Raw genomic sequence first — 16,363 nt, 5'->3', positions numbered from 1 at the left:
GAACGGGCTCGGTCACACGGAGGAACCGCGGGCAGCCTGAAGACCGAAGCTGCCTGGCATGTCGCTGACGGCGTCAGCGGAACATGAGGGGGAGGTTGGTGCTACGCGACCCCCTTGGCCATGGGGAATTGGCAACTGCCGGCGACCGTATTAGTCAGCCGTCGCAGTAGGAGAGGGTTGGTGGGGTATGTTGCTTGTGTTCTTTCAGCCAGTTGGCCATCGTTACAAGCTGCCGGTCGTGACAGGCCGAAGTCGAACCACAGCTATCGGTCGCGGTAGGCAACAACCGGCCAGAAGCGGTCAGTCTCCCAATAAATAAATCTGTCCCTTTTCCCCAATGGCTCCCACGTGCCCGCGTGGGAGCAAGCATGTGACGCTCTGCGTCACCGCTCTGGACGCCACTGTTTGCAGGTGGACGCTAGAGCGTCGAGAGCGGCGTTCACACGGGGAGCGTGGGAACGATCAAACGCACAAAGCGCGCTCTCCGAAAAATAAATCTGTCACCTTTTCCTAGGGGGGATTCTATCGGTTACCAGACGCCAAGAAATGGTTTCAACGGTTCCCTTGGAGGTTTTCCGCGTACGACCTATGCTACTGGCATTCTGACTGTCTGGCATGGTCAGGCAGCGACAGGGAGTTCTGATGTCTATCACCGTCCGCGTCCTCAAAGCGAAGCATGGAGACTGCATTCTCGTCAGCCACGATGGGCCTAACGGTGTCTTCAATCTCCTGATAGACGGTGGAACCTCCACAACCTTCAGGTATGGGCCGCGACAGCTCTACGCTGGAGCGCTATGCGCAACCCTCGATGACTTGAAGGCCAAGCGGCAGCAAATCGATCTAGCGATCCTCACACACATTGATGACGATCATATCCATGGCCTGATCAAGGCATTTGAAAAGCCAGGTTATTTAGGCCAAATGGTCAAATCTATCTGGTTTAATTCATCCCGATTGATTACTCGTCACTTTGATGCGCCCGAAATACCCGAGAATAACATTAAACTACTTGATAACTCCCCCCAAACAACGGTAAGTCAAGGAAAAGACTTGGAAGAACTGCTCGATAAGATTGGCTGCGTTCGTGCTCCGCTTATAATGGCAGGACAGATCCATGAGGCCGGGCCTTTCAAGCTCAAGATACTATCTCCTGGGGGGGAGCAGCTTGAAAAGCTTCTGCATGTATGGCCTGCGGAAGTTGACTCAGGTAAAACCTCAGCCCATAGCAATGACTATAAGTTGTCGCTTGAAGATATCTGGCAAGATGATAAGTTTCAGTCAGATGCCTCCATCTACAATGGGAGCTCAATTGCATTCATACTCGAAGCTGATGATAAGCGCATGCTTTTCCTGGGTGATGCTCACGATGATGTGGTGTCTAAAAGCTTGCGGGAATTGGGATGTAGCGAAACCAATAAGCTTAAGTTGGATCTGGTCAAGTTGTCGCATCACGGAAGTCAATACAATACCAGTAGTGAGTTATTGCAGATGCTAGATGCTCCAATTTATATAGTTTCCACTGATGGTTCAAAGCACGGCCTCCCAAACAAAAGGACAATTGCCAGAATAATTAAGTCCACACAGGGCAAGGTGCTTTTCAACTATGATCACGTGATCGCCTCACTGCTATTGGCTAATGAGGTCAAGGAGTATTCCTCCCGTTTAGAAGCACTCAATGATGACATTAAGTACCAATAAGACAGCTTCGGAGATTATGCAGTCATACTGCGTAATGGTAAATGACGGCAGTGGTGTTCTGGTGAGCGCTATGACGCAGGAGTATTCCTATGTACTCACGGCCGGGCACGCCGTTGTCGCAGAAGCAGCCCTCAATACGGTGAAAGACCATAATGGGAATGCGATTGAAGTGTTGGATGTGTTGGTCTTTCCAAAGGTAGGTGAGAAGGAACCCTTAGATTGCGCCATATTGAAAATCACTCATCAGCCAGGGCTGTCGCAAAAAACTTGGATCGCCTCACACTTGCCACATGAGGCCAATCTTACCTTAGTGGGCCTACCAGAAACCGAAAGGACAAGTTCAACGCCCATTAAACATTGGAGTGGCCACTCAGCCAGCGTAGTTGATGAACTCATAACACTGGCATTAACAGGTATTCCAGGTAAGGACGTAATCCAGGGCATGTCTGGTGGCGGGGTGTATCATGTAAATAACGGTTGCCCTTACCTCGTCGGCGTGGAATTCGAAATGGAGGCCAGTCGATTGGATCAACAGTTTGGTCGCGTGGACTGTTACAGTCTCGTAAGGTACAACCAGCTTATCGCCATGCATTCAAGCGCACCAATGATACCGGCGTACATGGAATGCTTCTCAGAAATTCGAGATATGATTTTCGCCTTCAATGTTATTGATCCCAATAACGTCCAGTATTTAAAAGCGGCTTTGAATGATTTCGCAGAATCCCTAATCGCGAGCGGAATGCCGCCTCCTTATGAAATAAGGAATCAGTATGACGCCCAGCTTCTAATGGATGACCGATCCCCCAGTGAGCTGGAGGCACGTGAGTTATGGATTGCCTATTTAGAGTTTATTGTGATTTCTGCGCTCATGGATGGTGCAGGAGTTGCCGACAATGACTATATCACAGGGATTGAAAAGAAGCGTCGTCTCCTGTACACCAGCGATAGCTCGAACTGGATAGGCCGTTTGGATGAGATTCTTAGAATAGCACGCAGACTACTCGACATAAACGGCACCCTTGTGGTCGCCTCGCCTGATGCAGCAGCAAAGCCTCTCCCACCGGATTTTCTGCTTAAGAACGTGATTAACAATATTGCTACTGTCCCGAGCCAAGGCCCGTTCTCCATTGATGAGGTTGAGAGCTCAATCTGTACCAGCTATAGGCTGACTCATCTAGAAGGGCTGCGTAGAAGCTGTGTCATTGATAACGAGTTTGACTACCGAGGCTTGGCTCCAGGCAGGGACCAGTTGCAGATGTTCAGGGATAAGCTGAATGAAATTATTACTTAGAGACTACGATTTTGAGTTCCTCAATAGTGAATTTGAAGACATTGAGTTTCTCATGTATCGGTCAGATGATTCACTATCATATATTTCTTGCATCGCATGCCTATGCAGCCAGGCATCGGACATAGTAGCCAATTGGCGGGTGATCCAAAATCTCGTTTCGGTCCATCACCAGCCTCTAGGAAACCTAGCTTCATGGAACGTGTATATAGCCTTTATGACTAACGACCGAGTGCCGATTTGGGATAAGTATCAAATCGAAAATAATAAATACACTGCTCGCAAAATAATTATTGATGGGCTTCCCAGCTTGCCCATGCACGAGCAAGTCGGTGTATATCTGGAAGAGCATCTTTTAGGCTCTGACTTGACACTGGATTCGCGCGTCAATGAGCCCCGAAAAGCGTTGTTGTCTTTGGAAGAGTTTGTACGAGGCGCTCCATTGGATCAAAAGGCTGAATCCAAAGAAAAGCGCGCATCAATGATAAATAGCATCATGGAATTTCTAAATAAAAATGAAAATCAAGAAGGTTGAGATTGAAGCGTTTCGCGCTTATAAAATTAAATCAGAAGGGACTTTTGATTTCACGAATGCTGCAGATGTCCCTGCTAATTTTGTTGCGATATTCGCACCCAATGGCTTTGGTAAGAGCTCATTTTATGATGCGGTCGAGTGGGCTGTTACGAACCATTTGGAGCGCTTAGGTGGAGACTACAATAGGGCCAATTTTGAAAATGCCGCCCGCGTGACTAAGGATGTTAATAAGGGTCAGGAAATCCTTCGGAACAAATACGTCGACAAAGAAATTAAAACTCGGGTAGTCGTGTCGACTACACGACCTGATCCTTTTGCACGACAATTAGGCAACATCCGCTCAAATGGACGAGATTTGCGCTTTGGAGATAAGGAGCGTGAGAATGAGTATTTTCGACGTGTCATTCTGAGCCAAGATGAGATCGATAGGTTTCTGCGGGAATCGAAGCCGAAAGAACGCTATACGAAGTTCATGGACAGCTTCGGCGGGGAGACTGAAAAGGCCCGCAAGGAGTTGACAGCGCTTATCGTTGACAACAAGGTCGAGCTGCAGGCCCTCGACAGCCAGCGTGAGGCGATGATCTCCGAGCTGAATCAGCCTGTTGATTCATCCATCTTTGAGAGTTTCAATACTCTGGCGTCACAGCTGAACGCTGCTGGTGAGAACATCTTGCTTGCTGATGAGAATTTTTCCGCTCAAACGGAACATGCACTGAATGCAAGCCTTATCTCCAGACAGCATGAGTTAAGCGTTGAGCAGGAGGCTAATATTCGGGCTATTGATACCCTCGTCGATAGGTTGGCAAAAATCCCTGAAATAGAGTTACATAGCAAACTTATATTAGATCAAAAAATTAACTTCGCGCGGCTTTCCCAAGGCGTCAAGGATTCTGAAAATTATCAAGAGCTTCTGAGCAGTCAAGCAAAGAGTGCAAGTGATCTCCAAGAAGCTAGTCAGCGCGTTGCAAGTATTGTTGATGTGAGTAATCACTCCGGGGCATACCTGCAATTTGAATCACGCCTCCAGGAAATCACCCAGAAGCAAAAAGCGCTCGAGGACAGCCGTACGAGTCATAGTGCTCAGCTGTCAGGGCTTGCGAAAGCCTTGGATGACTCAAAACAGGAACTCACAGCTGTTGATGATCGGACTGCATTTTTAAGAAACTCCATTAATAATTCAGGCCCGATTTATGCGGAGTTAGTGAGCCAGCGTGCGCGAGTCGAAGTTATTGCTCAGCAGATTGCTGAGAAAGAGTTAGCGATCCGCCTGGATAAATCGAAATCTGATGAGATTATTGTTAACTTGAATCGGGAGTCTGGATTCAAGGTCACTGTTGACTTTGTCTTGTCTGGAGCTGAAGGTACTAAATATCTAGACCAAGAAAAGATTGAGCGCTTGACTAGATGTTTTAGTGAATTGAAATCCATCGATGCTCACGACAAGGCTGTACATGCCACTCAAACGGCTTTAGCAGACCAGATGGGAGTTCATGAACGTTTAATTTCTGCTGGCCTTGAGTACCTCAGCGCATGGCCGTCTCATGTTTGCCCGCTGTGCAGCGCACCTCACGAAGACGCGAACCAACTCAGGGAGAAGGTTAAAGCCCAGACTTTATTGTCGCGGCTTAGTCAGGAAAACGCCGATCTGCTAACACAGTCTGAAGCACGTCGTAAGCAGCTGCTGGAAGAGGTGCAATCTATCATGCAAGTTGCGGAGGAAGCGCACGTACGGCAATTGGCCGATCTCCGAGTGAAATCAACAGAGTTGAATAACAGACTCGTTCAAGTTACTCGTGAAAAGTCTGATTTGGAGGTGGAAAAACGTGCATTAGAGGATAGAATTAGCGAGCTCGACAAGATTGTGTGGAGTCTTGCGCAGGATGAACTCTTAACCCGCGCTCAGGGGGAGATCGCTCAGCTTTCATTCAAAAGCTCCGGCTTGCTAAGTCGCCAAACTGAATTGACTGAAGAGATCGTTCAACTCAATCGGATAGTTTCACAGGTGGATTCGGATCTGCAAGCACTGAGAACGGAATCTAATGACATAAAGTCTCAAGCGTCGTATTTGCTTGTATCCAATTACCTCATCAATAACGGTATCAGCTCAGTCCATTTAAGTGCGCATTGCCAGCTTGAAAAGAGCAAGCTCGAATCTCAACTTGCTAACGCCAAGACCATAACTGACGAGCTGACGACTCAGTGCAACGCACTCCATCAAAAGATGATTTCCGATGGGACGTGGCTAAGTTTTACCGATCTTAGGTCTCAGAAAGAAGCACTTGATCTAGAGCTTGCTCGTGCTCAGTCTGCTATTAACGCGTTTTATGAAAGTCTCGCTGCTCTTATTGTTCTTCGCATAGACGATGATTTAGAGCAGATCAAAGCACTCATCAGCAGTGAGCTCCAGATCCGTCGCTTACGCACCGATAACCTTGAGAAAACCGCGAACAGTTTCAAGCTACTGCTGGAACTGATGTCGTCCTTCAAGCCCTATATCAAACGCCTTGCTCTCCAGAGTGAGTTAACCGAGCTTGAAGTGAAACTGGATCAACGAATCCAGGTTGATACGCTCTTGGCAGCTGAGCGGTCTGCTGTGGTCGAGCAGCTGAAAACATTGATTAATAATTTCTTCTATGAAGATCTTATAAATGTCATCTACAAGAAGATTGATCCGCATCCATCCTTTAAAAAAGTAGAATTCAAGTCTGACTTTGACTCTGACAACCCCGGACTGAACATTGTCGTTAGTGATGAAGAAGGGGTATTGATTTCCCCAATCCTTTACTTCAGCGCTGCTCAGTCAAACATTCTCAGTCTAAGTGTTTTTTTGGCAAGCGCGCTTCATGCCACAGACGATGAGGGCAAGCCCATTGACGTAATTATGATCGATGACCCTATTCAATCGATGGACTCTATCAACATACTCTCTACCATTGATCTGCTGCGTAGTATCTGCCTTCAGTTCAACAAGCAAGTTATCATATCTACGCATGACGAGAACTTTTTCAGGCTTCTACAACGTAAGATTCCGGCCGAAATTTTTGGGGCAAAATTTTTACAGTTGGAGAAATTTGGCGTGGTTGCGCCAGTAGAGCCACTCCTCAATTAGCACCTTGCCACGGAGGGAAAAATCGGCTCCTCTGTGATCAAAAATTAAATGGACCTAGTATTTCGATTTACTGGCATTATGCGTGGGCTAATATTTAGCCTGTCTGTCCATTAATTTGAAATACATCAAAAAATGTTTGTCAATATAAATTAAGCCGGGTGCGAATGGCAGACCTCAAAAAGATTTAGCTTTGCACCGACATTACGAAGAACCGCTTCTGGCCCATTCTGTTAAAAAAGTAGCTGCGCCCCCATACTGTTGACGGAATTGCTCTGTGAGCGAGCGCGGGGGCAGCATGATGGGACAGTCACCGGGAGGACAGCAGCGCCAGGCGGCCCGGCTTACTTTGCCTACTCCACAAATTACCTGATCGACATTGAACATGGCGTGATTATTTATGTGGAAGCGACTCCAGCACACCGTACTACCAAGGTCGATTCGGCGTAAGCGCTCCATGCAGCCCAAAGGGGAAATATTTATTGGGCTGACTGTCTGCTCCTGGCCGAGAGCGGGCAAACGAAAGCTCCTCGATATTCGACTTAACAACACGCGCCGATATCTAGCTCGTTCTTAAAGTAGTCTTGGCAGGGGGCGAAAATCACAAGTATACTGCTGTGGATGCTTTTTCATTAATAAGGCCTATCTAATGTCCAAACTCGCAGAATTCAAAGCCCTTGAAGCCCAGCTCGCCGCTCAACTCAAGCAGCTCGATGCTCTGAAGAATGATGGCGAGCTGAAGCGCGAAATCGAGTTCGAGCAAAAGCTTCGCGCTTTGATGGAGGATTACGGTGTAAACCTGCGTGGCATCATTGCTGTTCTGGATCCGCAAGCAAATCGTACTTCTACCCCAGCTCCGGCTGTGCGTGGCCAGCGCCGCGAGCGACAGGTCAAGGTCTATAAGAACCCAGATACCGGTGAGGTTGTTGAGACCAAAGGCGGCAACCACAAAGTGCTGAAGGCCTGGAAAGAGCAGTACGGAGCTCAGACAGTAGACGGGTGGCTGCAATAAGGCTGAATCCTTAGAGAAGAAAAGCCAGGCATTGCCTGGCTTTTCTTTGTGAGGTTACCGCACCAATAGGTGAGGAGTATGCGAGAAGCCAAGATCCCCTTCGGTGAGTGCGATGGCGTTCTGTTGCGGGCCTTCGAGGTTGCGAACGGGCTTGCGTGCGACTGCGTCTGTCCGGGGTGCCGGAAGCCGTTGAACGCCGCTAACCGGGGCCAGAAAGTCATCCCCCATTTTCGGCATGCCCAGGCCGAAGACTGCGTTCGCGGGTACAAGGACGGGGTGCGCCGCGCGGCGGTCGCCCTGATTGTCGCCCAGCAGCGTCTGACGCTCCCAGCCTTCTCCCGCCAAATCAGCGCAACGACCACCTCTGGGCACACCCTGCTGCGCGACGTCACCTTTCAGCCGGCGGCCATCACCGCCGACACGGTGGAGCGGTTCGTGGATCTCGGTGAGGTAGTGGCGCACGCGGTTATTACCGCAGGTGGGCGCCAACTGATCGTGCGAATCAAGGTATCGCCACGGGCTGAGCATGAGCGATACCAGCGCCTCGCTCACATCGTCGCTTCCTCGATAGAAATAGACCTCAGTGGTCTCAGCCTTGAGCAGATCAACGACCCGGCAACATTCGAGCGAGCGGTTCTGTCCGATCCAAGCACCAAGTCCTGGATTCGTTCTCTGCGCGGGGAAATGTTGGCACAGCGCGCTGCCAAGGATCTGGCGGCTGATGTCGTCGCATACAACGGCCAGTGGGAGCAAGAACGGGGTCGCCTGCAGGCGATCGAGGACGCGCGCCGAGTAGAACAGGAGGCCAAGGTCACCACACATGCTAACGCGCTCGCGGCGCACAGGGAGGTTCAGTTGGCGGCTGCCGCGGCCCAGCGTGACGCTGACATACCTGCCAAGGATGGCCGGAGCGCTCGCCAGCGGCGCGAGGATCTCATTGTGGACCAGATTCTTCGCGCGGCCCAAGAGTGGGGCGGGCAGGCCGTCGAATGCTCGGCGTGCTGCCTGCTGAGCCCGCCGGGCGCTCAGTTCTGCCTGTACTGTGCCTGCGAGACCAGCACAATGTCCCGTATCCTGGTGCCGGCTGATGTCGCAACCACCATCCACCTACGCATGCGCTGCTCAGCCAAGCCAGAGCGCTCGCTGCGTCTAGCACCAACCCTGTTGGTTCAGCCCGCCCCATTCACGAGGGACTGAACCAGATCACGAGTCAAAGGCCTGATCGGGCTGTTCATGGTGCCGCTCCTGTCGAAAAAGGCGGAGGGACAATGCCCCGAGGGGCGCATGTCCCTCGTGGGCTGGGAAAGGTGAGGCTGAACGCCGAAGGCTCACCAGCCGTCATAGTGGAGTACCAGCTCGGCGATGACCTTGCGGCGTTCCAAATCGAGACCGCCAAGATCGGCAAGCCCCTCGAACTGGCAGCGTTTGAGCATCGCGCCGCCTTCACTGGCGTTGTAAAAGCTGACCATCGCGGCAAGGAACAGCCGTTGGCCGCTGCTCAACACGCCCAGGGCCTCATTGAGTCGCTGCACATTCGGCCGCAGTTCCCATTTGCTCGTGGCCTGCTGCAGCCCGGCACGAGTGCCATCGCCGAACCACTCGGCACCGGCGATTTGGACACCGCGTTTCCATGCCTGCAGAAATGCCGCAGGGGCCTTGTCGAAATGCAGCATTTCCCGCGCGATCTGATCAAGGACGTCTGGGGGTAAAGACTGATTCATGATGGTCTCCCGATGGGTAGGGTTCAGGGATGGAGGCGCTGCTGCCAGTGCCCTGTGCTCAGGGCCCGCTCTGCAGCTTCGTATGAGCGGAAGTACTCGACGGACTCGCGCGAGACCGGGCCGTTGTGGTCGGCAGTGCCGATAAAGTAGCCGGCGGCGCTTTGGCGTACCTGCAAGGGCAGGCGTTGACTCACGTAGGTCAGGGCCAGGTAGCCGATGGGTTCGGCTTGGGCCTGGGTGGGACTGGGCGACGCGGGAGGGTTAAAGGACATGGAAGAACCTCCTGACAGAGATGGAGCGAGGCACCGACGCCTGGCCGGCGTTCGTCCGCAAGGCGGTGCGGAGCGGACGGGTTGGGGCGGCGCGGAAGATTCCGCGGTGCAGCCGAGGCCCCATGCTGCGGGCATGGTGTCGACCGAGGTCGACGACGCATGGGAGCAGCTTCGAGCGGCGAGGGGAGGTGAGTCAGCGGGAAATGGGAAACTGGTGGCCTCCAGGTTTTGCGAGCGGCCGGAGCACTCGCGTTTGTGCTGCAGGGAAAGCCCTCGTTGTCAGTTGAGCTGAGGGGGCGGCCAATTGAGTCGCTGGCTCGGCGACGATGCGTCGGCGCACTGGGCAGGCAGGAGAAAAGGCACCGAAGGCCTGGGCCTTCGGCTATCGAGCAAGACACCACCTGTGCGCTGAGGTAGGGCGTGGCCGTCGTCAAAGCCATCTGCTACGCAGCGATTGCACTCGACCCGTGTCGTGGCTGGGGCCGACATCCTTTGGCACGCATCCGCGCACAAAAGGAACCCGTTGTTTCGCCGGTGGGCGCCGGCACTGAATACCATTCGACCCGAAGGGTCTCCTGGAGCCTCGTCCTGCTATCAGGGCAAGGCACCAGGGGACCCTTCATCGCGACACGCAGCAGATCAAGCTGTTCGTGCATTACGGACGGAGGATGAGTCAGCCTTCCCGTCGACCCAGCGATGCGGGTGACGGGCACGCGTTGCAGAAGGAGAAGGCGTGCTGGGTTCCTCGCGGGGCGCGAGGTGTGCGTATCGACCGTGGTCGATACGATGGGGGCGGGGTCGGCGAGCTATTTCGGCATCTGCCGCGGCTTGCGTGAGAGTCTGCGCTTGGCACCGGCCTGCCGGCCATTCTCGATGGGCAGGGCGCCTTTGCAATCGGGATAGCGGCAGCAGGACCAGAACGGTCCGCTCTTGCCGGTGCGTTGGCGGGTGGCGCTGCCGCACAGCGGGCAGGCGGGGCCCTCAGGGAGTTTGATGGCCAGGGTGGCCGCGCGGTACTGCTGCACCAGTTGGGTGATCCACGTGGATTGCTTGGCGACGAAGGTTTCCAGCGTCATCTCACCGGCTTCGATCATGTCCAGGGCCTGCTCCCAGATGGCGGTCGTACCGGGATCGGTGATGGCCGCGGGCACCGCATCGACCAGCGTGCACGCCGCATCGGAGGCCCACACGGCGCGACCTTTCTTGAGCAGGTAACCGCGCTCGAGCAGGCCTTTGATGATGCTGGCACGGGTGGCCTCGGTGCCGATGCCGGTGGTCTCTTTCAGCTTCTGCTTCAGACGCGGGTCGTTGACCAGCTTGGCGACGCCTTTCATGGCCTTGATCAGATCGCCTTGGGTGTAAGGTTTTGGCGGTTGGGTCTTGAGGGCTTTCAGATCGACGTGGTCGACCTGGCAGTGCAGCCCTTCGTGCAGCGCCGGCAACACCTGGCTGCGCGGGGTCGCTTCGCCGTCCGTGTTGTCCGCCTCCGGAGCGGTTAGCACCTGGTGCCAGCCGGGGACGATCACCTGCTTGCCAACGGCCTGTAGGGTCTGGCCGCCGCAGCGCAACTGCGCCGTGGTGCGATCGAACTCGTGATGCGGCAGAAACTGCGCGAGGTAGTGCGCGCGGATCAGTTTGTAGACCGCCAGCTCCTTGTCGCTCATGGCCGCCAGGTTGGCCGGCTCCAGCGTCGGGATGATGCCGTGGTGGGCCGACACCTTGCTGTCGTTCCAGGCGCGTGAGCGCTGAGTACGGTCGAGCTGCTCCAACAGTGGGCGCAGGCTGGGATCGGTGGCGAGCACGGCGGCGAGTACGGCCGGCACCTCGGCGAACATGCTCTTGGGCAGGTAACCCGAATCCGAACGCGGATAGGTGGTCGCCTTGTGCGTCTCGTACAGCGACTGGGCAATGTCCAGGGTCTCCTGCACGTCCAGGGCAAGTTGCCGCGAGCACACCTCCTGCAGCGTGCCCAGGTCGAAGGGCAGCGGGGGCGCCTCACGCACGCGCTCCGTTGCGACTGAGACCACCTGAGCGCTGCCGGCTGCGCCCAGGTGATCGGCGGCGTGTTGGGCCACCGCCTGCCGCAGGCAGCGCCCTGCATCGTCGCTGCAGTCGTCAGGGGCGACCCAACTGGCAAGGAAGCGTTGCCCGCCTGTCGATAGCCTGACCTCGATACTCCAGAACGGCACCGAGACAAAGCCTGCGATCTCACGGTCGCGCGTGACCACCAGGGCCAGCGTCGGCGTCTGCACCCGGCCGACCGAGAGTACGCCATCGTAGCCGGCCTGACGCCCCAGCAGGGTGAACAGGCGGCTCAGGTTCATGCCGACCAGCCAGTCCGCGCGGGAGCGCGCGAGCGCCGCAGCGTACAGCGGCAGCGTCTCGCTCGACGGCCTCAACGCGCCCAGCGCCTTGCGAATGCTCGCGTCGTTGAGCGCCGACAGCCACAGCCGTTGGATGGGCCCGCGATAGCCGCACAGCTCGATGATCTCGCGGGCGATCATCTCACCTTCGCGGTCGGCGTCGGTGGCGATCACCAGCTCGCTGGCCTGGCTGACCAGCTGTTTGACGATCTTCAATTGCGCAGCGGTTGCCGCTTTCGGCTCGACCCGCCAGCGCTCGGGAATGATCGGCAGCTGCTCAAGCGACCAGCGTTTGTACTGCTCGCCATAGGCTTCCGGTGGCGCCGCTTCGATCAGATGACCAATGCACCAGGTCACCACGATGCCCGCTCCGCTGTAGCAGCCGCTACCGCGCTGGCCAGCCCCCAGTACACGGGCGATGTCCTTGCCCTGGGATGGCTTCTCGCAGAGGAACAGGCGCATACAGGCTCCGTGGGGATGGTCATCGAGTGACCCTCAGCATGGCCATCCGCGATCTCGGCGGCAGCATATAACCCGGCAGCGGCAGCGCCCCAGTTGTGCGGGGGAGGTGTCCTTTCAGGGGATGTGAACAGAGCCGGCGGCGTGCAATCACCTGCAGCTTCGTTCACGGCGGCGGCGGACCTCAGTGGAACTCCATGGAACTATCCCCCGGGGATAGCTCCATGGACGTCTTTTGCGGTATTACTCGGCTGGCTGGGCGGGCTCTCCGGCCGATTTCGGGCTCAGGGTTACGGCATCGATCCGGTAAGGCAGGATGCCGACACGCCGCGCCTCGATCTTGAAGGTCACGCGCTCGTTCTCGTCCGCGTCCGCCCACTCATCGCGTACGGTGCGCCCCTCCACCAGGACGCGCATGCCTTTCTGGTACAGGGTTTTCCAGTGCTCGGCGTCGCGGTGCCACAGCTCCACGGGGGCCCAGTAGCCACCGCGATCGTCATAGCCCTCCTTGGTCGGGACCGGATTGTCGAAATACACGTTCAGGCGCAACAGCCGCCTGGGCTCGTCGTTGCCGCTGGGGAATTCCCTGAACTCCGGCGCAGAACCGATGTTGCCTTCGCCAACAAAGTGCGTGCTCATAGTGACTCCTTGGAACAGGTGGTGCGGATGGATGCAGCGCCTCCGGGGACGCGCTGCAGGTAAAGCGATTCGGCCTGGGCCAGCTTGCTGGCGCACTCGCGAGCCTGCCGGCCCAGCGTGTGCAAGAGGCTGATCTGCATGTTCAGCACGATGCGCTGGACCTCCATGGCGTAGAGGTCATCGAGCAGGGTATCGGGCGTGGTGGCGCTGGCGATCAGTGCCTGCCACAGCGCCACGCCCATGGCCGAGCGATCCGGCTTGCGCCAGCGCAGAAAGGTCGTGCCGGCGCCCGTGGTCTGCTGGGCCAGCTCCACCGGCAGCAGGCGGAAGGGGTAGGCATTCGCCTGTGCCAGGACGCGTCGCTGCGCCAGTTCGATCAGCTCATCGCGCAGCCTGTGGCACTGGCTGGCCCACTGGGTAAGTGCCCCCTTACCTTTAAAAGGCTGTAAAAGGCCTTTTAGAGAGGCGGCCTGTTCCAGTTTGAGGAAGTCAGCCTGTTCTAGGGGGTAAAAGCGGCGGGCTGCCGCAGTGCTCGGCGTCGAGGTCATGCGGAGGCCTCCGCGTTATCGCCGGCGGCGGCCAAGGTGATATCCGCGCTATCAGGCAGGGCATTGTCGTCACTGGCATCCGCGGCATCCGCGACATCCTGCGGTGCCGAGGCGGCCAGCGCCGAGCGCCGGATGATCGGCGGGGCATAGCGCGAGCGCAGCGTGCCTTCGAGCACCTCCTGCGGCAGTTCCCCGAGTTTCTCGATGGCCGCCCTGGCTGCGGCATTCTTGGCCGCGAAGTCATCCCGGGTGCAGCCCGAGTAGCGGTACTGCTGCGCTAGCGAGAACAGGCTGCGCAGGGCGTGCGCTCCTTCGTTGAGCCAGCGCTCAAGCGTGCTGCGATCGATCAGCGCGGTGTGGTGGGCAAGGATCAGCTTGCGCGCCAGGTCGTCGTAGTCGGCCAGCAGGTACACCGCGAGGAAGCCGAGTTGCGCGTTGACGAACAGCGGCAGCTTCACCGGCTGCACGTTCATGTTCTCGCCCAGCGACAAGGCTGGCGGCACGTCGGCCAGGGCCTGATCGACCTGCTCGCGCAAGGCCTGCAGGTTGTCCTTGGTCTGCGTCAGCTTTTCCTCGAGCCTCAGCATCCACCAGTCCGAGTAGGGGTCGTCCTGCTCGGCGCCGCGCTTGATCTTGTTGGCGATGGCGATGAAACCGTTCAAGCCGACGATGCCGGGTTTGCCCTCGCTGGCCGCGCGGCCGTGCCAGATGCGCGAGGCGTGATGGGTGTGCAGCGTCAGCGACATGGCACTGCGCAGTGATCCGAGATTCAGTTGCAAGGAGGTGTCGGTGGCCATGGGGACGACTCGCGTAGGGGGAACGAGTCGCCAGCTTGGCCAGCGCACGGAAGGCGGTCAGTCAACAAAGCGCAGCCGAGGTCTGCCGGCTTTGCTGGCGAAGGGCAGGGCGTGGCTCGCTTCCAGAAGGCCGTGTGTTGCAACTATCCCCAGGGGATAGTTCTAGAGAGAGCCAGGGACGGTTACTTGACCGTCACTTGGGGTGCAACAAGGCATGCAGCTGGGCGAGGTGCGTATGCACCACCTCGGGGTTTGCCGTTCGGGGTGCGGGCAGCGGATCGTCGGCCTGGTGCTTGTCCTGTCCGGCCCAGGCGTTGAACTCCCCGCGAATGGCCGCCTGGATGATGCCGAACAGGTAGCCGGCCGGTTTGCGCACCTCGTTGCTGCGACAGCGCGCGGCCCATTCATCGAGCACGGCTTGTCGCTGTTCAGCCTGCACTTGCTGCAGGGCCACCAACGCGCCGGCCTGCTGCTCCTCGCGTAGCGCCAGAAAGCGCTCAGGCAGACGCAGATGCGAGTGTTCTCGCACACGCGATACCGTACGTACGGATTTATCTATACGAGTACTAGTACGGTCCCGCTTCGGATTCCGAAGAGAGGCGGTTTGGCTGGCTTTCGTGCCTGCTTCGGAATCCGAAGACGGCGGCTCGCCATTCCGAAGAAGGACGTTTTCACCCTCTTCGGATTCGTGGAGGGACTTCGCCTGTGGATAACTTTCCCGAGGACTGACGCCGCCTTGGCCCATACGCTGCACCAGCACCTGCAGCCGCGTCGGCAACACGCGGCCACTGAGCAATGGGTCTTCGCTGATGTCCTGGAGGGTGCGGTAGCCCACCCGCTGCACCGCCTTGCTGGCATGCTCGAGCGCTTGGCTCACCAGTCCCAGATACTCGGGGTCGAGCTGCATGGCTTCGAAAGGGGTGAGGGGCTCGTCGTGCAAGACGTATAGATTGCCCTTGATGCGCCCGGTCTTGGGATCGCGCCGGCGGCGCACGAGGCTCAGCCAGCGTGTCAGGCGCAGCAGGGTCAGCGCCCGCGCCACGGTTTCGTACGACGCCTGCTGCGCGCAGGGCGTCGAGGCCAGGTAGGGACGCAGCTGGTCGTAGGTGGGGAACGCCGTCACGCCATCGACGTTGAGCATGAGCCGGATGATTTGCCAGGCATTGCGCTCCAGTGGCGTCAGCCGCGTGTCGAGAAACAGCGCGCGGGGCACGCTTTCATGGCGATTGCCGCTGTAGAGGAATCCATCGCTGGCGGGCGCGGGCTCCCGGTTGGGCGGCAACTGCCGCAGGGCGTCATCGAGCAGCGTTGAAAGCGCGGCGGGGCCTGCCTGCGTGACCATGGCCCTACACCAGGCCTTGGTCGATCCAGCTTGCGATGGCCGCCCAGATCACCGACATGGGCAAGGCGTGGGTTTCGGCCAGATCCATCGTCAGCTCCAGCATCGTGCTGTCGTCATCCAGCGCGATGCCGCGCTCGGTGATGCCGGCCTTCCACTGTTTCCACAGGGCCATCTCCTGTTCTTCACTCAGCACCGGATGCCGCCCCCGGCGCTTGGGCAGGCAAATGATGTCGCGGCGCAGGGCGACCTCCTGATGGGTCAGCCCATAGAACTTGCTGACCATCTCGGTGCTGGCCCCCAGGCGCAGCATGCGATCGATCGTGGCGATCTCCTGCTCGATGTCGTGCATCTGGCTGACCAGGCGCCAGAGGACGGCCGTATTGACCGTCACGGAGCACCAGGGCACCTGGGCATTGGCCAGCAGGCTCACCAGCGCTGGTTGCTTGAGTACGTCCAGTTCCCGCTCGCTGAAACCCATCGACTGGCAGCGGCGCAGTTGGCCGTTGCGCAGGTCGTGCAGCGCCTGTGCAACCACGGCTTGATTAAGCGGATGAGGTGCCGACATGGTTCCCTCCGGCCTGTT

General features: G+C 56.9%; 14 protein-coding genes. 6 read left to right on the top strand and 8 right to left on the bottom strand.

Annotation, left to right across the window (positions count from 1 at the left end):
* Positions 1-642: 642 nt before the first annotated feature.
* The 6 genes from N7333_RS08170 (at position 643) to N7333_RS08140 (ending at position 8,836) form a co-directional block, all read left to right on the top strand.
* Entirely contained in the window at positions 643-1,698 is a 1,056-nt protein-coding gene (locus N7333_RS08170) for an MBL fold metallo-hydrolase (RefSeq protein ID WP_279858648.1), read from the top strand.
* Positions 1,676-2,989 carry an ABC-three component system protein gene (locus N7333_RS08165; RefSeq protein WP_279858647.1) on the top strand — a complete coding sequence of 438 codons (1,314 nt, stop codon included), beginning with the start codon at positions 1,676-1,678 and terminating at the stop codon, positions 2,987-2,989. The genes N7333_RS08170 and N7333_RS08165 overlap by 23 nt, the downstream gene beginning before the upstream one ends.
* On the top strand, positions 2,973-3,521 hold the full coding sequence (locus tag N7333_RS08160) for an ABC-three component system middle component 1 (protein ID WP_279858646.1): 549 nt from the start codon (positions 2,973-2,975) through the stop codon (positions 3,519-3,521). The genes N7333_RS08165 and N7333_RS08160 overlap by 17 nt, the downstream gene beginning before the upstream one ends.
* A complete protein-coding gene (locus N7333_RS08155; RefSeq protein WP_279858645.1) occupies positions 3,502-6,630 on the top strand; it encodes an SMC family ATPase in 3,129 nt (1,042 codons plus the stop codon). The genes N7333_RS08160 and N7333_RS08155 overlap by 20 nt, the downstream gene beginning before the upstream one ends.
* A gap of 646 nt (positions 6,631-7,276) precedes the next feature.
* On the top strand, positions 7,277-7,639 hold the full coding sequence (locus tag N7333_RS08145) for a histone-like nucleoid-structuring protein, MvaT/MvaU family (protein ID WP_279858644.1): 363 nt from the start codon (positions 7,277-7,279) through the stop codon (positions 7,637-7,639).
* A 78-nt stretch (positions 7,640-7,717) separates the two neighbouring features.
* The gene (locus N7333_RS08140) at positions 7,718-8,836 is read left to right on the top strand and encodes a hypothetical protein (protein ID WP_279858643.1); all 1,119 of its coding nucleotides are present in this window, start codon (positions 7,718-7,720) and stop codon (positions 8,834-8,836) included.
* A 131-nt stretch (positions 8,837-8,967) separates the two neighbouring features.
* Here the strand turns inward: N7333_RS08140 and N7333_RS08135 are convergent, their stop codons facing one another.
* From N7333_RS08135 to N7333_RS08100, 8 genes are all read right to left on the bottom strand, one after another.
* On the bottom strand, positions 8,968-9,360 hold the full coding sequence (locus tag N7333_RS08135) for a hypothetical protein (protein WP_279858641.1): 393 nt from the start codon (positions 9,358-9,360) through the stop codon (positions 8,968-8,970).
* A 23-nt stretch (positions 9,361-9,383) separates the two neighbouring features.
* Complete coding sequence (locus N7333_RS08130; RefSeq protein WP_058171503.1) at positions 9,384-9,632, bottom strand: hypothetical protein; 249 nt, start codon at positions 9,630-9,632, stop codon at positions 9,384-9,386.
* A gap of 806 nt (positions 9,633-10,438) precedes the next feature.
* Positions 10,439-12,457 carry a DNA topoisomerase III gene (locus N7333_RS08125; RefSeq protein WP_279858639.1) on the bottom strand — a complete coding sequence of 673 codons (2,019 nt, stop codon included), beginning with the start codon at positions 12,455-12,457 and terminating at the stop codon, positions 10,439-10,441.
* A gap of 240 nt (positions 12,458-12,697) precedes the next feature.
* Positions 12,698-13,093: a single-stranded DNA-binding protein gene (locus N7333_RS08120; protein WP_273253215.1), complete on the bottom strand. Its 396-nt coding sequence runs from the start codon at positions 13,091-13,093 to the stop codon at positions 12,698-12,700.
* Positions 13,090-13,641 (bottom strand): DUF3158 family protein, encoded by a 552-nt coding sequence (locus N7333_RS08115; protein ID WP_058171506.1) that lies wholly within the window; start codon positions 13,639-13,641, stop codon positions 13,090-13,092. The genes N7333_RS08120 and N7333_RS08115 overlap by 4 nt, the downstream gene beginning before the upstream one ends.
* The gene (locus N7333_RS08110; RefSeq protein WP_112209949.1) at positions 13,638-14,438 is read right to left on the bottom strand and encodes a PFL_4669 family integrating conjugative element protein; all 801 of its coding nucleotides are present in this window, start codon (positions 14,436-14,438) and stop codon (positions 13,638-13,640) included. Before N7333_RS08110 ends, N7333_RS08115 begins: the two co-directional genes overlap by 4 nt.
* Positions 14,439-14,631: 193 nt before the next feature.
* The gene (locus tag N7333_RS08105; protein WP_112209952.1) at positions 14,632-15,780 is read right to left on the bottom strand and encodes an STY4528 family pathogenicity island replication protein; all 1,149 of its coding nucleotides are present in this window, start codon (positions 15,778-15,780) and stop codon (positions 14,632-14,634) included.
* 4 nt (positions 15,781-15,784) lie between these two features.
* Positions 15,785-16,345, bottom strand: a complete 561-nt coding sequence (locus tag N7333_RS08100) for a DUF2857 domain-containing protein (protein WP_112209954.1) — start codon at positions 16,343-16,345, stop codon at positions 15,785-15,787.
* Between the last annotated feature and the right edge of the window lie 18 nt (positions 16,346-16,363).

It is taken from the genome of Pseudomonas sp. GD04158, from assembly GCF_029834875.1.
Classification (GTDB): domain Bacteria; phylum Pseudomonadota; class Gammaproteobacteria; order Pseudomonadales; family Pseudomonadaceae; genus Aquipseudomonas; species Aquipseudomonas hydrolytica.
This window is presented reverse-complemented; position numbering and strand designations above follow the sequence as displayed.

What these genes read in the sequence shown, in the direction of transcription:
- N7333_RS08170 (WP_279858648.1), top strand. Translation starts at nt 643, where the DNA reads ATGTCTATCACCGTCCGCGTCCTCAAAGCGAAGCATGGAGACTGCATT.
- N7333_RS08165 (WP_279858647.1), top strand. Translation starts at nt 1,676, where the DNA reads ATGATGACATTAAGTACCAATAAGACAGCTTCGGAGATTATGCAGTCA.
- N7333_RS08160 (WP_279858646.1), top strand. Translation starts at nt 2,973, where the DNA reads ATGAAATTATTACTTAGAGACTACGATTTTGAGTTCCTCAATAGTGAA.
- N7333_RS08155 (WP_279858645.1), top strand. Translation starts at nt 3,502, where the DNA reads ATGAAAATCAAGAAGGTTGAGATTGAAGCGTTTCGCGCTTATAAAATT.
- N7333_RS08145 (WP_279858644.1), top strand. Translation starts at nt 7,277, where the DNA reads ATGTCCAAACTCGCAGAATTCAAAGCCCTTGAAGCCCAGCTCGCCGCT.
- N7333_RS08140 (WP_279858643.1), top strand. Translation starts at nt 7,718, where the DNA reads ATGCGAGAAGCCAAGATCCCCTTCGGTGAGTGCGATGGCGTTCTGTTG.
- N7333_RS08135 (WP_279858641.1), bottom strand. Translation starts at nt 9,360, where the DNA reads ATGAATCAGTCTTTACCCCCAGACGTCCTTGATCAGATCGCGCGGGAA.
- N7333_RS08130 (WP_058171503.1), bottom strand. Translation starts at nt 9,632, where the DNA reads ATGTCCTTTAACCCTCCCGCGTCGCCCAGTCCCACCCAGGCCCAAGCC.
- N7333_RS08125 (WP_279858639.1), bottom strand. Translation starts at nt 12,457, where the DNA reads ATGCGCCTGTTCCTCTGCGAGAAGCCATCCCAGGGCAAGGACATCGCC.
- N7333_RS08120 (WP_273253215.1), bottom strand. Translation starts at nt 13,093, where the DNA reads ATGAGCACGCACTTTGTTGGCGAAGGCAACATCGGTTCTGCGCCGGAG.
- N7333_RS08115 (WP_058171506.1), bottom strand. Translation starts at nt 13,641, where the DNA reads ATGACCTCGACGCCGAGCACTGCGGCAGCCCGCCGCTTTTACCCCCTA.
- N7333_RS08110 (WP_112209949.1), bottom strand. Translation starts at nt 14,438, where the DNA reads ATGGCCACCGACACCTCCTTGCAACTGAATCTCGGATCACTGCGCAGT.
- N7333_RS08105 (WP_112209952.1), bottom strand. Translation starts at nt 15,780, where the DNA reads ATGGTCACGCAGGCAGGCCCCGCCGCGCTTTCAACGCTGCTCGATGAC.
- N7333_RS08100 (WP_112209954.1), bottom strand. Translation starts at nt 16,345, where the DNA reads ATGTCGGCACCTCATCCGCTTAATCAAGCCGTGGTTGCACAGGCGCTG.